Source organism: Peptoanaerobacter stomatis, assembly GCF_000238095.2.
GTDB classification, from domain to species: Bacteria; Bacillota; Clostridia; order Peptostreptococcales; family Filifactoraceae; genus Peptoanaerobacter; species Peptoanaerobacter stomatis_A.
Genome location: NZ_JH815225.1, coordinates 269,938 through 293,252, shown reverse-complemented (window position 1 = coordinate 293,252; position 23,315 = coordinate 269,938). Strand labels below are relative to the sequence as shown.

Below are 23,315 nucleotides of genomic sequence, written 5' to 3'. Positions count from 1 at the left end.
CATCAGTTTTTTATAATAAATTCTTATTTTAATATATTTTTGCTCCAGCAGGTATATTTCCATCCAACATAATGAGATTTAACGCTTCTTCACCATTATATTCATATATAGCAGATAAAAGCATTCCTTGTGACGGTTCACCCATAATTTTTCTTTCCGGTAAATTAGTTATCGCAAGCAAAGTTTTACCTATTAATTCTTCAGCACTATAGTAATTTTTTATACCTGATAAAATTATTCTATCCTTTTCTGTTCCATCATCTAATGTGAATTTTAATAATTTATTTGACTTAGTAACTTCTTCGCAATTCTTAACCTTAACTACTCTAAAATCTGACTCAGAAAATTTTTCAAAATCTACCATATCTTCAAATAAAGGCTCTACTTTCACTTTAGACAAATCTATTTTCTTCAAATCTGTAATAGATTCATTGCAAGATTTGTCATCTTGAGATGATAAATCTTGATTTTCAGCCATTTTTTTAGCCATTGGCTTCATTGTAGGGAATAAGATTACGTCTCTTATACTTGCTGAATTTGTAAGTAACATTATTACTCTATCTATTCCAATTCCAAGTCCACCTGTAGGTGGCATACCTACTTCTATTGCATTCAGAAAATCTTCATCAAGCATTTGAGCTTCTTCATCCCCAAGCTCTCTTTGTCTTAATTGAGCCATAAATCTTGCTCTTTGGTCTATAGGATCATTCAATTCTGAAAATGCGTTTGCTATTTCCCAAGTATTTACAAATGCCTCAAATCTGTTTGTTATTCTCGGATCATCAGGATTTCTTTTTGAAAGTGGTGATATTTCTACAGGATGATGTGTTATAAATGTAGGTTCTATCAATTTTTCTTCACAATATTTTTCAAATATAGCTGATATTACATGACCTCTTGTCATTTCAGGTATTATTTCTACAGCATGTTCTTTTGCCAATTCAACCGCTTCTTCATCTGTTTTTATAGTGTCAAAATCTATATTAGCATATTGTTTTATTGCATCTGTCATAGATAATCTTCTCCAAGGCGGTTTTAAGTCTATTTGTTTGCCTTGATATTCTATAAGCGTTGAACCTGTTGCGGCTTCAGCCATATATGCAACAGCTTCTTCTGTAAGTTTCATTATATCTTCATAGTCTGCATATGCCTGATATAGTTCCATAGCTGTATACTCAGGGTTGTGTTTCATATCCATTCCTTCATTTCTAAACATTCTACCCATTTCATATACTTTTTCAAATCCGCCTACTATCAATCTCTTAAGATATAATTCATTTGCTATTCTTAAATACATATCTATATCAAGAGTGTTGTGATGAGTTATAAACGGTCTTGCGGCAGCTCCTCCGGCAATAGTGTTAAGTATAGGTGTTTCCACTTCTATAAACTCTCTTTGCTCCAAGAAATCTCTAAGAGCTTTTATAGCCTTGTTTCTTGTTAGGAAAGCCTCTTTTACTTCAGGATTTACAATTAAATCAACATATCTTTGTCTATATCTAAGATCCATGTCTTTAAGACCGTGATATTTTTCCGGTAATATTCTAAGAGATTTTGACAATAATTGTATGCTTGACGCTTTTATAGATATCTCATCTTTTTGTGTCTTAAATACTATTCCGGTAACACCTACTATATCTCCGATGTCAAATTCTTTAAATTCTTTATAAAGCTCTTCTCCAAGCTGATCTTTTCTTACATAACTTTGAATTCTTCCGTCTTTGTCTTGTATATCAATAAAAGTTGCTTTACCGAAACTTCTAAAACTCATCATTCTTCCTGCTACTGATACTTCTTTTCCGTCAAAGTCTTCAAAATTATCTTTTATCTCTTTAGAATGATGTGTTTGATCAAATTTTTCTATTTTAAATGGATCTTTGCCATTTTCTTGTAATTTTAATAATTTTTCATATTTTAATCTCTCTATATCATTAAGGATTATTTGTTCGCCTTCCATTACTCCTCCTAATTTGGATAAATTTATGCTCTATTTTAATATGCTATTGACAAAATTTTTAGTTTTGCTATTCCATCAGGCACTTGTACATCTACTTTTTGTCCTTTTTTTGTGCCTAAAAGACTTTTTCCTATTGGAGACTCATTTGATATTTTACCTTCTGAAGGATTCGCCTCTGCACTACCTACTATCGTATACTCTTCTTCTTCTACTTCTCCATCAGGATATTTTATAGAAAATTTAACAGTAGATCCGACATTTACAACATTCATCTTCATATCGGACTCTGATATTATCTCGGCTTTTCTAAGTATGTTTTCAAGTTTTGTTATTCTTTCTTCTAATTGTGCCTGTTCGTTTTTAGCTTCGTCATATTCTGCATTTTCTGATAAATCTCCAAAAGAGCGTGCTACTTTAAGTTTATCTGAAACTTCTTTTCTTCTGACTGATTTTAATTCTTCAAGTTCTTTTTCTATATTCTCGTATCCCTCTTTTGTAAGTATTATATAATTTTCGTTTGGTGTAGACATTAATTGCAGCTCTCCTTTTTTCAATATTAAGTTATAGCTAATTGCTTTTAAAAGTTTATACACAAATTTAATATATATTTGTGTAAGTATATCAGTATTATTTGTTTTTTATAAATGATATTAGGCTTAATATTGACTCATTTATATAAAAATATTTTGAAATAATAACTGAATGATAAGCTTTAAGTAAGAATTATATACCATTGCTAATTTAATGTCAAGCTTTTGGAAAAATCAGAAAGTGCCTCTATAACTTTTTTATATGACAGTTCTGTGTTTATAGCATTTTTTATAGAACATGAGTTTTTTATTCCCTTTAAATAACAGTTGAGTTGTTTCCTCATTTCTCTAACTGCTGTACTTTCTCCAAAAATATCTATGGCTTTTTTATAATGCTTCAATGCTGTAACTATTCTTATATAATCATCTATTTCATCATAAACACCATTTTTAAAGAAGTCATTTATCTGAGAAAATATAAACGGATTTCCTTGTGAGCCTCTACCTATTAAAACAGCATCACAATTTGTACATTCAATGATTTTTTGAACATCTTCCGGTGACTTTACATCTCCGTTTCCTATTACAGGTATACTCAAATTTTCTTTTATCTCTTTTATTATATCCCAATCCGCTGTGCCACTGTAATACTGATTGGCTGTTCTTCCATGTATTGTTATCGCATCTGCACCGCTATCTTGCATTAATTTTGCAAATTCCAACGCATTTACAGATTTTTCATTTACACCTTTTCTTATTTTTACAGTTATAGGCAATTTTGATACTTTTTTTGCATTTTTCACTATTTCAGCTGCAAGCTCAGGAGTTTTCATAAGTGCACTGCCATCACCGTTTTTTACTATTTTAGGTGCAGGACACCCCATATTTATATCTATGTGTGAAAATATACCGAGCTGATTTATTATTTTAACAGCTCCAGTCATATATTCTACTTCGCTACCGAATATTTGAACTGCTATATCATATTTTTGACCTTTTACGTTCAACATGGAAAATGTCTTTTCATCTTCATAACACAATGCTTTAGCATTTACCATTTCAGTAAAAGTCAGTTTAGCACCGAATTCTTCACATATAGTTCTAAACGGTAAATCCGTATAACCCGCCATAGGAGCCGGTATTGCAATAACACCTTCATACAGTTTATCGCCTATTTTTAAATTATTGTTTATTTTTTTCATATATTATTCTTAAGCCTTCTAATGTAAGGGTTTTATTCACTTCTATTTCATGAATCGATTCATTTACAATAAGCTGTGAAAGTCCTCCTGTCGCTATTATATTGTATTCTCCTTCTTTCCAACCGAGTTCTAATAACATTTGAGATACTATTTTATCTACAAGTCCTAAGTAGCCATAATATATACCGCTTTGTATTGCACTTACAGTGTTTTTTGCAACTACATTCTCCGGTTTTTTTATTTCTACTTTTGGCAATTTTGAGGCATTTAAAAACAATGCATCTGCTGATATTTTTATTCCGGGAGTTATAAGTCCTCCCAAATAATCTCCATCTTTAGAAACACTGCAAAATGTAGTTGCCGTACCAAAATCTATCAATATTAGATTTGATTTATATTTTTCATATCCGGCTGTTGCATTCACTATTCTATCTGCGCCTACTTGTGAAGGATTTGTATATTTAATATTTATTCCCGTTTTTATTCCCGGTCCTACTATATACGGTTTTTTCTTACAAAACTTAAAAGCAAAATTGTCTAATGAGTGCATTACCTCTGGTACCACTGATGATATTATAACATCATCTATGTCTGAAAATTTATAACCTTCTTCCTCTATGAGCATTTTTACAAATACTCCATACTCATCAGATGTCATAGTCGGATCTGTACCAAGTCTGAAACTATGTTTTAAAGTTCTTCCTTCATAAAGCCCGAAAACAAGATTTGTATTGCCTACATCACATACTAAAAGCATTCTTTTCTCCAAATAATTATAAGTTTATTTTTATACTAAGTAAAATTATTATATACTCAAAGTAAAAAAATCATATAAATTTTATATATCAATTAAACGAATATTAGTATTACTTGCCGGTAATACTATGGTGTATCTAAAAGAGCATTATACCTTTCAGATACACCATATATATGCTAAAATATATATTGTTTTGTCTGTTCAAGACGTTTAAGCAGTCTTTGTTTACCCATTAATTCCATTGACTTATGGATATCAGGTCCATGTGTTTGTCCTGTTATTACAACCCTAAGTCCCATGAACAGATTTTTACCTTTTATTTTCTGTTCTTTCAATTTCGCAAATAGATTGTCTACAAATTCCGCATTTATAATATCTGTATTTTCTATTTCTAATTTTACAATTTCATAAAGTGTTTTCATATGTTCCAATTTCATGAATTGAATAGCTTCATCTTCAACATTTTCTATATTATCTAATAAGAAAGTCTTTATTTCATCCGGAAATTGTTTTAAATAGCTGAGTCTGTCTCTTATTGTATCCATTGCTAAATACAGCCATTTAGAATTATTTTTAATATCCTCTTTTGTCATCAATCCTGACTCTTCAACAAAAGGTATTGACAATTCTACAAGTTTTTCTATCGGATATTCTTTTATATAATGTGCATTTACCCAATTCAATTTAGCAACATCAAATACACCGCCACTACTTGAAACTCTCTCTAATGAAAAGTTTTCAACGAGTTCTTCAAGAGAGAATATCTCTTTATTTTCTTCAGGAGACCAGCCGAGCAGTGCTATATAATTTATAAGACCTTCAGGTAAATAGCCTTTTTTTCTGAAATCTTCTACTGCCACATCGCCTTGTCTTTTTGACAATTTTTTCTTATCAGCATTCAATATATTTGGAAGATGAACAAAAGTAGGTTTTTCCCAACCGAACATTTCATACATCATGACGTGCTTAGGTGTTGAAGTAAGCCACTCTTCTCCTCTTATTATATGCGTAACTTTCATAAGATGATCATCTACTACAACCGCAAAATGATATGTAGGGAAACCATCTGATTTCATAAGCACCTGATCATCAACTGTATCCGAATTTATAACAACTCTGCCTCTAACGACATCATCAAACGCTATATCTACATTTTTAGGCATTTTTAATCTTATTACATATTCTTCTCCGTTTGCAATTCTTCTTTGTATCTCTTCTTTAGATAAAGATTTACAATGTCCGTCATATTTAGTATCTTCACCTCTTTGTTTTTGCTCTTCTCTTAAACTTTCAAGTCTTTCTTTTGAACAAAAGCAATAATAAGCATGGCCTTTTTCAACTAAGATGTCTATATATTTTTTATAGATATCAAGTCTTTCTGATTGTATATAAGGTCCGTCTTCTCCTAATTGTGTTATTTCATTTTTATCAGATATACATACACCTTCATCAGAGCTTATATTGGCCCATTTAAGAGAAGTTAGCATAGACTCTATCGCACCATCTACAAGTCTTGTTCTATCTGTATCTTCCACTCTTAATAAATAAACCCCATTGTTCTTCTTTGCATAAAGATAATTGTATAATGCTGTCCTCAAACTTCCGATATGAACAAATCCGGTAGGAGAAGGTGCAAATCTTACTCTAACTGACATAAAAACCTCCTGTATATTTTTTCAATTAATATATTTATTCGATAAATTCTTTACTTATTTTTTTCTTTTTTTACTCCTGTACAAAAATACGAATACAAGTATTATTGATAAAAAGCATAAATATCCCACAGGCATAAAATAATCATTCAAACCTGTATTTACAGCTACTGTTAATAAATATAAAAGCTGTATAACTATGAAAATAGTGTCTCTAAAAAAGCATAATGCACATATGCTTATTGCAACTATAATGAAAAGTTGTACGAAGGCAAATATTATAGATATAGTACTACCAATAACCAAAGACGATTTAAACATAATATTAAATGTCATAAAAAGCATTATTGCATTCCAAGCGAAAAAAACAGAAAACGGATATACAAATACTCGTACTTCATCATTATACATATATCTTTTCATATTTTGAGATTTTATATATAGTATTACTGTCAAAGCATTGGCTATAATGATATTTAAAAATGCAAGACTATATCTTTTTTGAATCAAAAAATATAAATGCATGCCCATAAAAATAAATGTTAACATTAAGAAAAAACTATAATTTTCAACTACTTTTTTCTTAATGCCATGACTGGAAGAATCCAGTTGAATTATTACAAATACAGACATATATACAAGTGATATAAAGTTCAATATATACAAAAATTTATATGGTGACATAAAATATTTTATATCAGCATAATTTACAAATGATTTATCTCCTGAAAAAAAAGATAATCTTATATTTATAAATAATAAAACCGCAAAAAACACGGTGTTCAAAATTCTAAGTAATACTCTATCTCTTGAATAATGTTCCAAAGTAATCAAATCCTTTCCATAAGATTATAACATAAAACAGTCAAAAATTTAAACTATTATTTGTAAAAAATAAATAATAGTTTAAATTATCAAAACATTTATTCAATTTTTAAATTTTATAAAAAATTATATATTTTCTATAAATTCTTTTGCTTTTGCAAAAGCTTCAGAGATTTTACTTATATCTTTTCCTCCGGCTTGTGCCATATTAGGCTTTCCGCCACCATTTCCTCCTGTTGTAACGGCTACTTCTTTCACTATTTTCCCTGCGTTGTATTTAGGTATAAGTGCTTTGTCAACCATACATATAAAGGATAATTTACCTGTTTCTGTAATAACATTTGAAAATATCACTATTGTATTTTCAGTTTTGTCAATTATTTCCTGCATTATATCCCTTAGTACATCATCTTGCATATTTTCATATGAATATGTTATGAGCTTAACATCTTTTATTTGCTTGGCATTTTTTATAAGAGTATCAAGAGTATTTTTGGCAGATTCATTTTGTATCTGTTTTAATTTTTTATCTAATGATTTATTTTCTTCCACTACTTCTGTTATTCTTTTTTCTATATTTTCTTTAGATGATTTTATTATATTGGATACCGTATCTATAAGACGTTCTTCGCCAAGCAGATACTCATATACTTTCAATCCTGTTATGGCCTCTATTCTTCTTACTCCTGATGCAACTCCGCCTTCTGATGTTATTTTAAACATACCTATATCATTTGAATTTGTTACATGTGTACCACCACAAAATTCTTTTGAAAAATCTCCGATACTTAAAACTCTTACCATATCACCATATTTTTCATCAAACAATGACATTGCTCCTGTATTCTTTGCATCTTCTATAGACATAACTTCTGTTTTCACATCAAGTGCATTATATATTTGCTCATTTACTATTTTTTCCACCATAGATATTTCTTCTTTGCTCATACCTGAAAAATGATTAAAGTCAAATCTTAATCTGTCACTTGATACTAATGAACCCGCTTGTTGTATATGATCTCCAAGTACAATTTTTAACGCTTTGTGCAATAGATGTGTAGCTGTGTGATTTCTTCTTGTTGCAAATCTTATATCCTTATCAACTTTTAAAACAGCTTTTTCTGATTTTTTTACTCTTCCTTCTTCTATTGTGCAGTGGTGCAAGTATAATCCGTTAGTAGATTTTTTTACATCATTTACAATTATTTTGAAATTTTCTCCTGAAATTTGTCCAATATCTCCCACTTGTCCACCTGATTCTGCATAAAAAGGCGTTCTGTCGAAAATCAATATAACTTCTTGTCCTTGCAATGCTTCATCTACTATCTTTTTTTCAAAAATTATATCTTGTATAGAATTTTCAATTTCAAGACTGTCATATCCTACAAATTCTGTATTTTTTACTGATAAATCCAAACTTGATATTTCATCTTTCCAGCCTATATCAGTGCCTTTTGCTCTTGCATTTCTTGCTCTTTCCCTCTGTTGTTGCATTTGATTTTCAAATTCTTCTTTATCTACTGAGCAATTTTTTTCTTCAGCAATTTCTATTGTAAGCTCCAACGGAAAACCATATGTGTCATATAATTTGAATGCGTCTTCGCCTTTTATTTTTTTGTCATTATTTTTAACTGCATCTTCAATATATGCGTTTAAGATATTTATTCCTGTGTCTAATGTCTCGTTGAATTTTTCTTCTTCCATCTTCAGTATTTTATTTATATAATCTTTATTTGTTACAAGATCTTCATATCCGTCTGCATATACATCTATAACTACATTTGCAACATCATTTATAAATTTTTTATCTATGCCTATCAATTTGGCATGTCTTATCGCTCTTCTTGCCAATCTTCTAAGAACATATCCTCTTCCCTCATTTGAAGGCACTATACCGTCACTCACCATAAATGTTATAGCTCTTAAATGGTCTGTTATTATTCTTATAGATACATCTGTTTTTTCATTTTCATTATATTTTTTACCTGATATTTCACATATTTTTGTTCTTATCTGTTTCATAGTATCTATATCAAATATAGAGTCTACACCTTGCATTATACAAGCCATTCTCTCCAATCCCATACCTGTATCTATGTTAGGATGCTCCAATTTTTTGTAGCTACCATCAACTTGTTTGTCAAATTGTGTAAATACCAAATTCCAAAACTCTAAAAATCTGTCACAATCACAACCCGGTTTACAATTTGGATCATCACAACCATATTCTTTTCCTCTGTCTATGTAGATTTCAGAACATGGACCGCAAGGACCTTGACCGTTTCCTATTTCCCAGAAATTATCGTCTTTTCCAAGTCTTACTATTCTCTCTTCTGATACGCCCACCTTATTTTTCCATATATCAAATGCTTCATCATCTTCTTCGTATACAGTAACCCAAAGTTTATCTTCATCAAGTTTAAGAATTTTTGTTACAAATTCCCAAGCAAAACTTGTTGCCTCTTTTTTAAAATAATCTCCAAAAGAAAAATTTCCGAGCATCTCAAAAAAAGTAGCGTGTCTTGCTGTTCTTCCAACATTTTCTATATCTCCGGTTCTTACACATTTTTGGCAAGTTGCCATTCTTTTTGAAGGAGGTACTTCAATTCCTAAAAAATAATTTTTTAGCGGAGCCATACCTGCGTTTATAAGTAAAAGGCTCTTATCATTTTTAGGCACTAATGAAAAACTGTTTTTTACATAATGTTCTTTGCTCTTAAAAAAATCAAGATATTTTTTTCTTATATCATTTGCTTTCATAAATTCCATTTCAATCAATCCCTTTCTATAAATATAATATGATTAATACTAAAAACTATTAAAAAGCCATACTTTTTTCAAACGACAGTGATTTAAATAAGTTTAAAACCATCATATATAAAAAATGGATTTGAATAGGTAATAGTATTAATATAAATTTATTTTCAGCATAAAAAAATCCCTAACACTTATAAAGTATTAGGGACGAATTATCGTGGTACCACCCTTGTTCATACAAGAACTTAAAAATCTCATATCTTTTGGATTATAACGTAATCAACGTCAAATTTTATTAGAATTTGAAGATTAAATGAATTAACTTTCATTTTGCAAGTCAGCTTTCGGACATATATTTAAAAACTCGCACCTTACGTTTTCTCTCTGAAAAATATATAAAATCTTACTCTTCTTGCAATATCTTTTTAATATCTTATAGATTATAATATATAAATTATCATATTTCAATATTTTTTTGAGCTTTTTTATAAAAATTTTCATATTATTCGTAAAAATTACTTATATAATCGCTTATAAATCTACCTACTTTGGTTGAAAGCTGTTCTACTGAATTTATATGCAAAAAATCACTGCCGTATATATATCTTATTACGCCTACATCTTCTTCTTGACCACTGAATATACCACATACCTTTGTGCTTTTCTGCCTTAGTTTTCTTATAACATTTGCTGTATCATCTATTGCGATATCTCCTTGATATGGTTTTTTAGCTTTTGTTCCTATAGCGTGTAATACTTGTACATCAAACGGTTTTGCGTCTGTGAATATTATCATCATCTTTTTGTAATCACTCATATTATTTGACATCGAACCTATAACATCTATTGCAAGCCCATCTCTGTTTCCACCGCTACAAAAATAATCAAAGCAATTTTCACTTTTCATATCATCATAGTCTTTCAATATTTTTATAACTGTATAATCCATAAAACTGTTGAATGTTTTTATAGAATTTTCTATCTTCAAATCTTCCAATGCCTTTGATATTATATAAGCTTGAACCGATAATTTGCTCTGCTTTTCAAGCAACGAGGCACTTGAATCTATAACTATATCCACGAGAAATTTTATTTCATCTCTTCTTTTTTCTTTCCAAAAAATTTTATAATCATTTATCTTTTCTGCTTTATATATAAGCCTTGCATCTACGTTACCGCTGTATGATTTATTTTTTACATTTTCATTTTGAGCCAAACTTTGCTTTATTATGGATTTCAACTTTTCTATAGACCTATCGTAATACTCTTTCTTGCTCATATATTCATATTTATTTTTATTTTGCTCCTGCTCAATTTGATTTTTTCTATAATCTTCTTTTATAGATGACAAATCCCCTTTTGTAAAAAAAAGTTTATATGCGTGATGTATATCTTTGCAATACTTTTTTTCCAATATATGCAGTTTATTTATGTCAAACATAGTTTTACCATAGTAGTTTTCCATTTTTTTTAGGTTTTCTTCTTCTTTTGATGTATCTTCTTTTTCATCTATGGTAGATGAGTCTGCAGAAAAATTTTTCTCAATTATACTTTCATTAGGATTGAATTCTGAAGATGTATATTCTTCGAAAAACTCATATATCTTCTCTTTATTATTTTTTATTGATATAGCTATGGCAGATTTAGTTTTTTCATTTATATTCTGTGAATTTTCAATATTTTGCTTTATGTTGTCTTCCTCAAATTTAAAGTATAAATTAATTATTTTTTTAAATTTTTCTATAAAGTCTATGGTGTTATCTACTGTTTTAAATTCACCTATACTTCTTATTATGTGAATTATATTGTGTGGAAATATCATGATTTTATCTGTATTATTATGCCAATATGCCAATCTCAACATATTATATAGCTTGTCTTTTTTTCCTGTTTCACTCAAAATTTTTATATTGTATTTATAATTTTCATATCTGATATTTTCTATATTTTTTATAAATTCCATATTTTTATTTATACAAGTTTCTTCAATACACATAAAAAATAGTGTAAGTATCTCTTTAGCTTTATTTATTTGCTCTTTAATACTTTTTATAAAATCTGCTATCATCTTATAGTCAAGTATGTTATATACCGAGCCTATTATAGTGGCATTATATATTAATTCATAGGAAAAATAATCTTGCTCTATAAGAGAAAAATCGACTTCATATCCGTATTTATCTGTGATTGTCCACACTATATTTGATATTCTGCCCCTATCATAGTATGAAGATACTTCCATATTAATCACCTGCCAAAGAAATTTTATTCGATAATTTTAATTTTATTAAATCAGATATTATTTGTCTTTCATATTCGTCAAATACTTTATTTGTAATACATATCTGAAGTGCCTTGCTTATATTCATTCCTTTTTTGGCAAGAGATACAGCATCTATAAGCCCTCTTAAATCTACAGCTTTTGATGATATTTGTCCATTTTGTGCTTTTGTCTGTAAATTTTCAAATATTTCTGATAATAATTGTAAGCTGTCTTCATTTATATTCGTAAAAGAACCTTTTAATATTTCAAATATCATATCTTTATTAAGCTTTGGCATTTGTATTACTGCAAATCTTGATATTAATGCTTCATTGAGTTCTTTTGTTCCATAATAGCCATAATTCATTGTAGCTATAAATCTTGTAGGCTCGGATATATCTATTTTTTTATATCCTGATATATCTATTACTCTTCTATAGTCAAGTGCTGAGTATAAAACCGATATGGCATCATTTTTAGCCATGTTTATCTCATCTAATATACCAAAGCCTCCATATATGGAACACTCACTTATTGAACCATTTCTAAAAACTACTTGTGAGTTTTTATAAGTATCTACCCCTATCAAATCATCAGCATCTAAAAAGTTGTGAAAAGATACTGTCCATTTAGGTCTTGCAAAAGCATATGCCAGATTATCTGCAAGTATATTTTTCCCAGTAGCTTTTGTGCCTACTAAAAGTATATTTTGTGAATTTAAAAGTGCATAAAGACATTGTTCCCAAACATCTATGCCATAATAAAAACTCTTAGGCTCTTGTATTCTATTAATGACACTATCATCTGTTTTATAATATTGTCTAAAATATCTAAGTTCATTTATAATATTGTCGCTTATTCCATATTTTTGTAATTTATCAAGCATAATAACCTCTAAATTAATATATTTTATATAATTATTTTTATACCTTTTTTATATAAAATCTAACAACAATATAAAAATTTATTATATTTTATGATAATTTTAAATATAATTTATAGTATGATAAGAAAAATCAAAATATAATTTTAATAGTAGATACTTTATAATATATAATTATGTAGTATAATTTAATACCAAAACCTGTTTAAAAAATATATATAGTAATAGCTAATAATAAAGTGCATTAGTTTATTAAAATATAAATATATGTTATTTTCATTAGGCAATAGTATAATAAATTTATGGCATTTTAGCATAAAAAACACACTACATAAAATAGTGTGCTTTTTATATATTGTAGACTAATTATCGCTGAATAAATTATCTAACCATTTACAAACATAACAAGAAATTATATTTGCAATAACAACTCTTGTCATATCGATAAAAATGTTTTGTATTTTAGTTCATAACAACTCAATATTAATCAAATACCTTGCTATTTTTTAAATGAAGTATAAAAATGATTCAAGGAGAATTTATCTTTTACGAACCTGTACTCTTCTACTCATCACTTGAACTCCTTCATCATCCATAATGTTACAAACATACCAGTAGATATCATTTTCTACAGGAGGTTTTAATACATTTGTTGTATTTCCTTCTGACGTACTATTTCTAAATACTGTGTCTCCATCTTTTACATATACCCATTGATATCTATAAGGTTTTATACCTCCCTCAGCTTTGACTTCCAACGTCACCCTATCTCCTAACCTACCACTTGCATCCTCAGGTTCTTTGTCAATTCGAACTTTCCATACTACTCTTGATTTATTACTCATAACCCATCTGTTTTTTGCATCATGAATTACACATCGGTAATCATATGGCTCACCTGTTACAGGTACTCTATGTGTAGTTGCTGTAGCAAATGGAAGGTTTTTGTACTCTGCATCTCCAACTTTTCTTTCTTGCCATTGATATCTTAGTGGTGGCACTCCTCCTTCTGCCGCAACTTCCAACGTAACAACATCTCCTGGCACGCCTCTTACATCCACAAGTTGTTTGGTTACTTTAATTGGCACTGTATTTGGATCTATTTCTACTTTTGCTTCATCACTTGTCGCTTTATTGCCGTTTGCATCTGTAATCACACATCGATAATAATAGGTAAACATTTCTACTTTTGGTCTTAATACATTTCTTGTATTTCCTTCTACCATACTGTTTGTATAATTTATGTCTCCTTCTTTTCTTTCTTCCCATTGATATCTATACGGTTCCTTGCCTCCTGATGCTTTGACTTCCAATGACACTGTATGACCTGATGGAATACCAAGTTTATTTTCAGGTTGTTTTATTATTATAGGCGGTGCTGTACTTGGATCTACTCTCACTAATGCAAATTTAGTTACCACACGGTTTCCATCTGCATCTATAATTTCGCATCGGTATAAATATTGATACCTGGTTTCTGGAACAAAAGGAACTTTTACTGACCTTGTTTTACTTCCTTCATATGGAACTTCTTCAATAGCTTGTATATTGGCTACAGCTATTTTTCGATACCATTTATAGGTATATGGTTGTTTTCCTCCTGCTACTTCAACTTCTAATGTCACAAAATCTCCTTCTTTTCCTTCTATAAGTTCAGCTGGTTCTTTTGTGATTCTAAGCGGACCTGTAGTCAGTTCTACTCTTGCTGCATTACTTGTTACTTTATTACCTTTTGCATCTGTAATCACACACCTACAATCATAGGCATCTCTATCTACAGTATATTTTAATACATTTGTTGCTTCGTCTACTATCCTAATGTTTGTATAATCTCTGTCTCCTACTTTTCTATATTGCCATTGATAGTTATATGGCTCCTTTCCTCCTTCTACTTTAACTTCTAATGTCACTACATCTCCAATAAAATCTCCTATTACATTTTCTGGTTGCTTAGTTATTCTAAGTGGTTTTTCTTCTGGTGTAGTTGTGCCTCCAGGTGGCGTTGTAGCTGGTGGTGTTGTTCCAGGTGCTGGTGCTTCTATACTAAATGATAATCTGCGTTTTACATCCATCATCCTTATTAGTATCGCTGCTACTTCACTTCTCTTTATATTGCTTCCTGGTGAACAATTTCTTTTATCATCTACTCCTACTACTACTCCTGCTCTATATAGCTTATATATCGCCTGTGCACTTGGATGTGTCATCGGTACGTCTGGTATTGAGCCATCTGCTACGCTATTTTTCTTTGATTCTTCGTCTGTTAGTATCTGGGCGAAGATTTGCATATACCCTGCTCTTGTTATCTTCTTATTCCAATCTAAATCATCTGTTATCAGATTCTTTTGCTTGGCATACTCTACATATACTTTGTACCATGGCTTTGATGATGCAAAGTCTACCTTTCCTTCGTTTTTTAACTTGTGCATTGCTGCTGCAAGTTTTACTGCTTCTGCTGCTGTCATATTGTCGTCTGGTGCATACTTATCTGCTTTTTTACCATTGATAAGGTTTGATTCATACGCTGATTTGACATCATCATAGTACCAGGATTTCTCTGAGACATCTGTAAATGGAATTTTCTCTGCATATACTTGTGTACTTATGATACTCATAATTAGCATAAAAATCGTTAACATTGAGATTCTTTTTGCTTTTAACATCAATATTACCTCCTTTTAATTTTGATAATTTTTTGATATGTAATTGTCCAATATTAATCAAATGCCTTTCTATTTTTTATCTGTTTTTTAAAATATTACTAATATTTTTTAACAATGCTTATATTTCACATTATTTTACTTTAATTATGTTAATTTTCGTCTTAAATAATTAATGTTCTAAAATAAGAATATCTATTATTCTATTGACTTTTACTATGACGTGTAATTAAATTGAAATTTTATGGTAAATATTGTTTCATAAAATTCTAAGATTTCACTCACTTTTAAAAAAATATGTATGTAATGTTAACAGCTACTAAATAGGTGACAGTTGATATAAATATTGAACTTGATTACTAAAAACATTTTATCACTATTTAATCAAAATTTCCCCGGTAAAAAGTGCAGGTTTTATATTTGTAATATAAATGTAATATTTTTGTTATTCTTGTTTATAATGTTTGAATTTCAATGATTATATATTTGTTTAACTCTATCTTTCATACATAGCCTTTATTTTTCCGTCTTTTTCAAATATACAAATTCTTTTATCTTCAGATTTAATAATTTCAGGATAATCTTCCCTATAATGAGAACCCCTGCTTTCCTTTCTAAGAATAGCCGGTTTTAATACTGCCATCGCAGTAAAAAGATTGGCTGAAAGACGATAATATTCGATTACTTTAGCTTTATCTGATAAATTTTCAGTGCTTCTGTTAATTTCTTCTAAGGTTTGCTTACAAAAATTTATAGCTTTATTTAATCCGATTTCGTTTCGTGATATCATGGCATTCTCAGTCATTATTTTTCTAAGCATTGCAAGTTTTGAGCTATAATCAAACACATAATGTGCTTTTAAAATTATTTTTTCATCAGAAATCGTCTCAGTATTTGAGTCTATTGCAGCAGAATTTCCGGCTATTCTTCCGAAAACAAGACCATTTGCGCTGGAAAGACCTCCTATTCTATCTGCTCCATGCATGCCACCTGTTACCTCACCGCAAGCGTAAAGTCCGGATACTTCTGTAGAGGCATCGCTTTCTATCTTTATACCTCCATTAGCTGCATGTGCAAATATTCCAACGCTAACAGTATCATTAAATGTAAGTCCTTTTTTATCCTTAAGCCACTCAAAATATGTCTTTATAAACTCGGGAGGGTTATTCTTCATTTCATCAGAATATCTTACATAAACTCCTCCTTTAAGTTCTTCCTTAGCAATTATAAAATCAATTTCTCTATCCATACAAGCCGAAGTAAAAGGTCCATGAGTGGAGCGTTGCTCTAAAAGTTCTGTATAATCCTGTATATTTTTAAAAATATTATTACCTTTATCATCACTAAATGACGAGAAACGAAATGTTTTTTCATTAAATACCGTCTTTGGTGAAGGTGAAATAAATCCAGGCATCATCTGCATAAACTCCATATTTATCAAACTTGCACCTGCTCTAAGAGCTATGGCATGTCCCATACCCATAATATCAGATGTAGTTAAATAATTCTTAAACAATCCTCCATATCCACCTGTTGCAAGAATTACAGCTTTACTTCTTATAGCAAGTATAGCATCTTTGTGTCCAAATACCGCTCCACACACTCTTTTATCATTCTTTATAAGTTCAAGTGCTTCATAATACGGACAAAGTTTTACTTTATATTCTAAAAGCTCCTTTTTAAAAACTGCTCTCATGCTTTCTGCTTCAAGCCCATTCCAATTCCTTCTCTTATGATCAAAACAAGGGATAAACTCTTTTTCATCTTGTTTTTCTGCAGTTCTCAATTTAACTCCCCTTGATTCAAGGTCATATATTGAAGGATTTATATTATGTACAAAAGTTTTGACAATTTCAGGTTTTGTCATACCACATCCAACTCTTGCTATACTCTCTTCGAGATCAGCTTCGTCTTTTTCATCTTCCGGGCCTATCAAACCCAAGCCCCAGGTTCCTGGGAAAAAGCTTGAACCTGAAAAAATTGCCGTACTGCTTGTAAGTACAACCGAAGAACCGCATTTTGCAGCTTGTATAGCCGCACTAATACCGGCTATACCTGCTCCTATAACTAAAACATCACATTTTTCTTTGCATTCAATAACCATATATGTTACATCATCCTTTATAAAATTTGTATGTTAAAAAACATTTAATACTAAAAACCTATTAAATAGCCATGTAATCATATTACAACAAATTTATTGATACTCCATGAATCATCAAATATTAAATACTGGGCATTATAAATGCTTATTAGTATAAAATATAGTTAAACATCAAATACATTATAGATTTACAGCTGTTTCGTCTATATTTTTATTATATAGATTATAATATACGCCTTTTTTATTCATAAGTTCACTATGTGTGCCACTTTCTTCTATGCCATTTTCTGTAAGGACCAATATTTTTGTAGCATTTTTAATAGTTGATAATCTATGAGCTATAGTAAATGTTGTTCTTCCATCTGCCAAAGTTTCAAGAGATTTTTGCACTATTGCTTCACTTGTGTTATCTAATGCTGAAGTTGCTTCATCCAATATCAAAATAGGAGGATTTTTCAAAAATACTCTCGCTATACTTATCCTTTGTTTTTGTCCACCTGATAATTTTGTTCCTCTTTCTCCAATGTGGGTATCAAATCCATTTTCCAGCTCCATTATGAAATCATACGCACCTGCCATTTTAGCTGCTTTTACTACCTCATCTTTTGAAGCATTTTTTTTACCATATATTATATTTTCATAAACTGTACCTGAAAATAAATACACATCTTGCTGAACTATTCCTATATTGTTTCTTAGACTAATTTGCTTTATATCTTTTATATTTATTCCGTCAAGAGTTATACTGCCTGAATTTATGTCATAAAATCTTGGTATAAGGTTGGATATAGTTGTTTTTCCAACTCCTGATGAACCTACAAGTGCAACATTTTCGCCACGTTTTATTGAAAAACTTACATTATCAAGGACATTTACCTCACTAAGCGGATATGAAAAACTTACATTGTCAAACTTTATATCACCTTTTACATCTGTAAGCTCTATGGCATTTTCACTATCTTTAATATCATTTTCAACATCCATTATCTCTATAAATCTTTCTATACCTGTCATTCCTCTTTGGAATTGTTCCATAAATTCTACTATTCTTTTAACAGTAGCAAGCAGCATATTTATATACAATGTGTATAAAAACATATCTCCGGCTGTTATCTCACCTATTTTCATAAGATATGAGCCGTAAACTATAACTATAAGATACATTATTCCGTCAAATATTCTCGATACTGCATGAAAACCTGTTAAGCTCTTGTAAAAAATCTTTTTAATCCCTAAAAATTTAAGATTTTCTTTATGAAATTTTTCTATTTCAAGCTCCTCATTTGCAAAAGATTTTACAACTTTTGCCCCTAATATGTTGTTTTCTATTCCTGAATTAAGCTCTCCTATTTGATTTCTTTGACTCTTTTGTGAATTTCTCATTGAAGAATTATATCTCGATATTGATATAACCATTACAGGTAATGTAGCAAATATAGCCAAAGTAAGCGGTACATTGATATTTATAAGTATCAAAAATGAAATTATAAGTTTTACACCTCCTATTAAAAACTCTTCAGGACAATGATGTGCAAACTCTGTAACTTCAAATAAGTCTGTGGTTATTCTTGACAATATCTGACCTGATTTATTAGTATTATAATACGAATATGGCAATTGTTGTAATTTTGAAAACACATCATATCTCATATCTGTTTCTATCTTAGCCCCCATAACATGACCTATATATTGCATATAGTAATTAGCCATAGTATCGAGTATTCTAAGAACTGCAAATAATCCGCCAAGCATAAGTATTAACCCTATTGTAAGATTATTTATATCCTCTCTTGCCGTATTAGTCAAAAATCTCAAAATTATGGGTAATATCAAATCACACATTGTTGAAAACATTGCACATACTAAATCTATGGCAAGCGTTCCATAATACTTTTTATAATATGGTCTGAATCGTTCAAACAAATAAAATACACTATAATTTTCTTTCATTTATTCTCCTTCCTAATAAAAAAATTATTTTTTATACTAAAATATATTAAAAATAACATATAATACTAAATACTAATTAAAATCTCATTATAATTATACTCTTAAAAATTTATATTTTTTAAAATAACAAATTATATAAAATTTAGATATTTTATAATTTATACTAAAAGTTAATAGAATAATGTATATTTCTGTTTTTAAGAATTTATTATCTAAGTAAAATTAAGTATATTTAAAATAAATAACTTATATAAATTCTATCTATTAATAAGCATATATTAATATTATAATAGTTTTTTGTAGAATACAGTAAAAAAATATGTAATATAAAAATAGAACCTATATTAATAGATTCTATTTTTATATTACATAAATATGTTTTAAATACAATATAAATCAGCTTTCTTGTAAAGGCTTATCCAAATCTATTTTCTGGCTTTCATTTGAATCAACATCTTCAGATTCATGAGAGTTTATTTTGGAATTGGTATTTTCATCTTCTTCAAGATTAAGTGTACCGTTATAAGCTGATTCAAATTGGTCTTTATCTAAAGTTTCATATTTCATCAACGCTTTTGCCACATTATGAAGTTTATCTACATTGTCAGTTAAAATCTGCTTAGCTCTATCATAAGCGACTTGCACTATTTTTTCAACCTCTTTATCTATTTGAGATGCAACTTCTTCTGAATAATTTCTCCTTGTTGTAAAATCTCTACCCAAAAATACTTCATCTGAAGAATCACCAAATGACATTGACGGTAAATTTTCGCTGAAAGCATATTTTGTAACCATAGCTCTTGCTATCTGTGATACTCTTTGCAAGTCATTTTGTGCACCTGTAGATACATCTTCCAATATGATTTCTTCTGCCACTCTTCCACCGAGTAAATCTACAAGTTCATTTTTCATTTTTGATTTTGTCATATAGTTTACATCATCTTCAGGTAAAGTCATTGTAAATCCTCCGGCTCTACCTCTTGGTATGATAGTTACGTGATGTACAGGATCAAAATCCGGCAATAATCTTGCTATAACTGCGTGACCAGCCTCATGATAAGATACTAATTTCTTTTCTTTATCACTTATTATTCTTGATTTTTTAGGTATTCCTGCAATTACTTTTGTTATTGCCTCTTCTATTGTTTCCATATTTATTTTTTTGCCGTTTACTCTTGCTGTCAATATTGCAGCTTCATTCATAAGATTTTCTATATCTGCCGGTGTAAAACCCGGTGTTCTTTTAGCAAGTGTTTTTAAATTCACATCTTGAGAAAGCGGTTTATTCTTAGAATGAACTTTTAATATTTCTTCTCTTCCTTTTATATCAGGTGCTCCAACCATTACTTGTCTATCAAATCTTCCCGGTCTTAACAATGCCGGATCCAATATGTCAGGTCTGTTTGTTGCTGCCATAACTATAACACCCTGATTTTCTCCAAAACCGTCCATTTCTACCAATAATTGATTAAGTGTCTGCTCCCTTTCATCATGTCCGCCACCTAAGCCTGCACCTCTTTTTCTACCTACTGCATCAATTTCATCAATAAACACTATACATGGAGCATCTCTTTTGGCTTGTTCAAATAAATCTCTAACTCTTGATGCCCCTACTCCGACAAACATCTCAACAAAGTCTGAACCGCTTATTGAAAAAAAGGGCACTTTCGCCTCTCCTGCGACTGCTTTTGATAAATATGTCTTACCTGTTCCAGGAGGTCCTATCATCAATATACCTCTTGGTATTCTTGCACCTAACTCTATATATTTTTTTGGGTTCTTTAAAAAATCTACAACTTCTTGCAACTCTTCTTTTTCTTCATCAAGCCCGGCAACATTCTCAAATCTGACTTTATTTTCAGATACTTGAGTCTTTGCTTTAGCTTTTCCGAATGTATTAAATTTAGCACCGCCATTGCCACGTGGCTGTTGCATCATTATGAAAAGTGCTCCGGTTAAAGCTATAACCAGTATTATACTTGGAAGAAAACTCAAAAACCAAGGAGTTTGTGCTTCCGGAGTACCAGTTACAACGAGATGACTTTCAGTTATATTTTTGATTAATTCATTAGAAAACGCATCTGTATCTATTGCATATGGCAAATATGATTCAAATTCTTCGCCTCTTATAGTTTGACCTTTTATCTTCCTATCTGTAAATGTTATAGACTTTAATTGTCCCTTTTCTAAATTGCTATACACTTCCGAAAACGGTATTGTTGAACTTGTCTGTGTAGTTTCAAAATTTACAAGTCTAAGACCGAAAGCTACAACAAGTATAACAACTATAAAGAATATACTTTCTTTAAATAAATTTTTCAATTATGTCCCTCCTGTTAACATCATACTTTAACTGTATTCTAACTACTTTGTCAGTATTTTCATCTATTTTATAATCTTCTGCAATTCTATATCCGAATAGCCACAAAATTCCATTATCATCACTAAAGATAGGATACATATATCTTTCTTCTACAGGTATTTTCTTATCAATTAATATATCTTTTATTTTTTTTGTGCCTTTCAATCCTATTGCATTTATTTTATCTCCATTTTCTCTATTCCTTATCACCAAGTCACCTTGTATCTTTGAATAATCAAATGCTTTTGCATATTTAGTAGTCGGATATCTTAAACATTCTTGCTTTGATATAATATTTGAAATAACTGTTAAATTTAACTCATCTACTCTTGTATACCCATTTAGATTTATTTTGTAACTGTATTTTTTTTCCTCAATTACTTTTTCTTTTAAGGTAAATGTCAATTTCCCATAATTTACATATACTTTTAACCCTCTTGGAAGATTTATCATCTTTCCGTTATCTTTATCCATAAGCTCTATAATATCGTTTATATGAACTGTTTCTATATTGTCCAAATCTTTCAATATTGATATTATTGCTATTCTAATCACTCTTCTTTTTATTGATTTGTCAATATTTTTTAAAAGTTCTATATCTAATACAGTTTCATTGTCATCTTGATATGATTTTATAAGCTCATAGTTTTCTTTAGCAACATTTTCTATAAAATTATAATCTTCTCTTATTATATTTGCAGTTCTTGAAAGTATTTGTTTAATATTTGATGAATAATTTTTTTCCAGATACGGTATGAGATTTAATCTTATCTTATTTCTTGTATATTCATCTTCAAAGTTGGTTTTGTCTATTCTCGGGTTTAGATAATTTTCTTCACAGTATTGCAATATATCATATTTGTATATGTCCAGCAAAGGTCTTATTATGCCGTCATCTCTGACGTAGTCCATACCTCTTAATCCTTGTAATCCTGAGCCTCTTAGCAATTTCATAAGAACTGTTTCGGCTTGATCATCAAGATTATGAGCAACGGCAATCTTATCTATTCCTAATTTTTGTTTTATGTCAAATAACATTGTGTAGCGAACTTGTCTTGCCATATCTTCTATAGATGCGCCTTTTTCTTTAGCAAGAGCAGGTACATCTTCACTTTTGAGAAAAAATATAACTCCATCTTTTTCGCATACTTCACTGCAATATAACGCATCTTTTTGCGCATCTATACCACGAATTCTATGATTTAAATGTGCTGCATATATTGTAAGACTATATTCTTCTCTCAATTTTACAAGTATGTCTAAAAGACATATCGAATCAGGTCCACCGGAAAGTGCAACTAATATTTTGTCTCCATGTTTTATCAGATTTTCTCTTTCTATTGTTTCTTTAACTGAATATATTAGCATATTAAATCCCCTAAATCTACATATGTTCAAAAGCTTCATCCATTA

Annotated in this window: 14 protein-coding genes; all 14 read right to left on the bottom strand. The window is 29.8% G+C overall.

The window, feature by feature from the left end; translation table 11 throughout:
• Window positions 1-28 precede the first annotated feature (28 nt).
• The 14 genes from lysS to tilS all read right to left on the bottom strand — a co-directional run bounded on the left by lysS (window position 29) and on the right by tilS (window position 23,270).
• Complete coding sequence (gene lysS / locus HMPREF9630_RS01210; RefSeq protein WP_009526720.1) at window positions 29-1,957, bottom strand: lysine--tRNA ligase; 1,929 nt, start codon at window positions 1,955-1,957, stop codon at window positions 29-31.
• A gap of 35 nt (window positions 1,958-1,992) precedes the next feature.
• Window positions 1,993-2,487 (bottom strand): transcription elongation factor GreA, encoded by a 495-nt coding sequence (greA, locus tag HMPREF9630_RS01205; protein ID WP_009526719.1) that lies wholly within the window; start codon window positions 2,485-2,487, stop codon window positions 1,993-1,995.
• A gap of 206 nt (window positions 2,488-2,693) precedes the next feature.
• Window positions 2,694-3,689, bottom strand: coding sequence for a tRNA dihydrouridine synthase DusB (dusB, locus tag HMPREF9630_RS01200; protein ID WP_009526718.1), 996 nt, complete (start codon window positions 3,687-3,689; stop codon window positions 2,694-2,696).
• Entirely contained in the window at window positions 3,670-4,446 is a 777-nt protein-coding gene (locus tag HMPREF9630_RS01195) for a type III pantothenate kinase (protein ID WP_009526717.1), read from the bottom strand. The genes dusB and HMPREF9630_RS01195 overlap by 20 nt, the downstream gene beginning before the upstream one ends.
• A gap of 176 nt (window positions 4,447-4,622) precedes the next feature.
• On the bottom strand, window positions 4,623-6,101 hold the full coding sequence (gene gltX / locus HMPREF9630_RS01190; RefSeq protein ID WP_009526716.1) for a glutamate--tRNA ligase: 1,479 nt from the start codon (window positions 6,099-6,101) through the stop codon (window positions 4,623-4,625).
• Window positions 6,102-6,155: 54 nt separating this feature from the next.
• Entirely contained in the window at window positions 6,156-6,932 is a 777-nt protein-coding gene (locus HMPREF9630_RS01185; RefSeq protein WP_242824669.1) for a hypothetical protein, read from the bottom strand.
• Between the two features lie 117 nt (window positions 6,933-7,049).
• The gene (gene alaS / locus HMPREF9630_RS01180; protein ID WP_009526714.1) at window positions 7,050-9,692 is read right to left on the bottom strand and encodes an alanine--tRNA ligase; all 2,643 of its coding nucleotides are present in this window, start codon (window positions 9,690-9,692) and stop codon (window positions 7,050-7,052) included.
• Window positions 9,693-10,182: 490 nt separating this feature from the next.
• Window positions 10,183-11,922: a vWA domain-containing protein gene (locus HMPREF9630_RS01175; RefSeq protein WP_009526713.1), complete on the bottom strand. Its 1,740-nt coding sequence runs from the start codon at window positions 11,920-11,922 to the stop codon at window positions 10,183-10,185.
• Between the two features lies 1 nt (window position 11,923).
• Window positions 11,924-12,829 carry an AAA family ATPase gene (locus HMPREF9630_RS01170; protein WP_009526712.1) on the bottom strand — a complete coding sequence of 302 codons (906 nt, stop codon included), beginning with the start codon at window positions 12,827-12,829 and terminating at the stop codon, window positions 11,924-11,926.
• Window positions 12,830-13,365: 536 nt separating this feature from the next.
• Entirely contained in the window at window positions 13,366-15,489 is a 2,124-nt protein-coding gene (locus HMPREF9630_RS01165; protein ID WP_009526711.1) for an S-layer homology domain-containing protein, read from the bottom strand.
• A 493-nt stretch (window positions 15,490-15,982) separates the two neighbouring features.
• Window positions 15,983-17,590: an FAD-dependent oxidoreductase gene (locus HMPREF9630_RS01160; RefSeq protein ID WP_009526710.1), complete on the bottom strand. Its 1,608-nt coding sequence runs from the start codon at window positions 17,588-17,590 to the stop codon at window positions 15,983-15,985.
• 180 nt (window positions 17,591-17,770) lie between these two features.
• Window positions 17,771-19,540 carry an ABC transporter ATP-binding protein gene (locus tag HMPREF9630_RS01155; protein ID WP_009526709.1) on the bottom strand — a complete coding sequence of 590 codons (1,770 nt, stop codon included), beginning with the start codon at window positions 19,538-19,540 and terminating at the stop codon, window positions 17,771-17,773.
• Between the two features lie 396 nt (window positions 19,541-19,936).
• Entirely contained in the window at window positions 19,937-21,862 is a 1,926-nt protein-coding gene (gene ftsH / locus HMPREF9630_RS01150) for an ATP-dependent zinc metalloprotease FtsH (protein ID WP_009526708.1), read from the bottom strand.
• The gene (gene tilS / locus HMPREF9630_RS01145; RefSeq protein ID WP_040465172.1) at window positions 21,846-23,270 is read right to left on the bottom strand and encodes a tRNA lysidine(34) synthetase TilS; all 1,425 of its coding nucleotides are present in this window, start codon (window positions 23,268-23,270) and stop codon (window positions 21,846-21,848) included. The genes ftsH and tilS overlap by 17 nt, the downstream gene beginning before the upstream one ends.
• Window positions 23,271-23,315 lie beyond the last annotated feature (45 nt).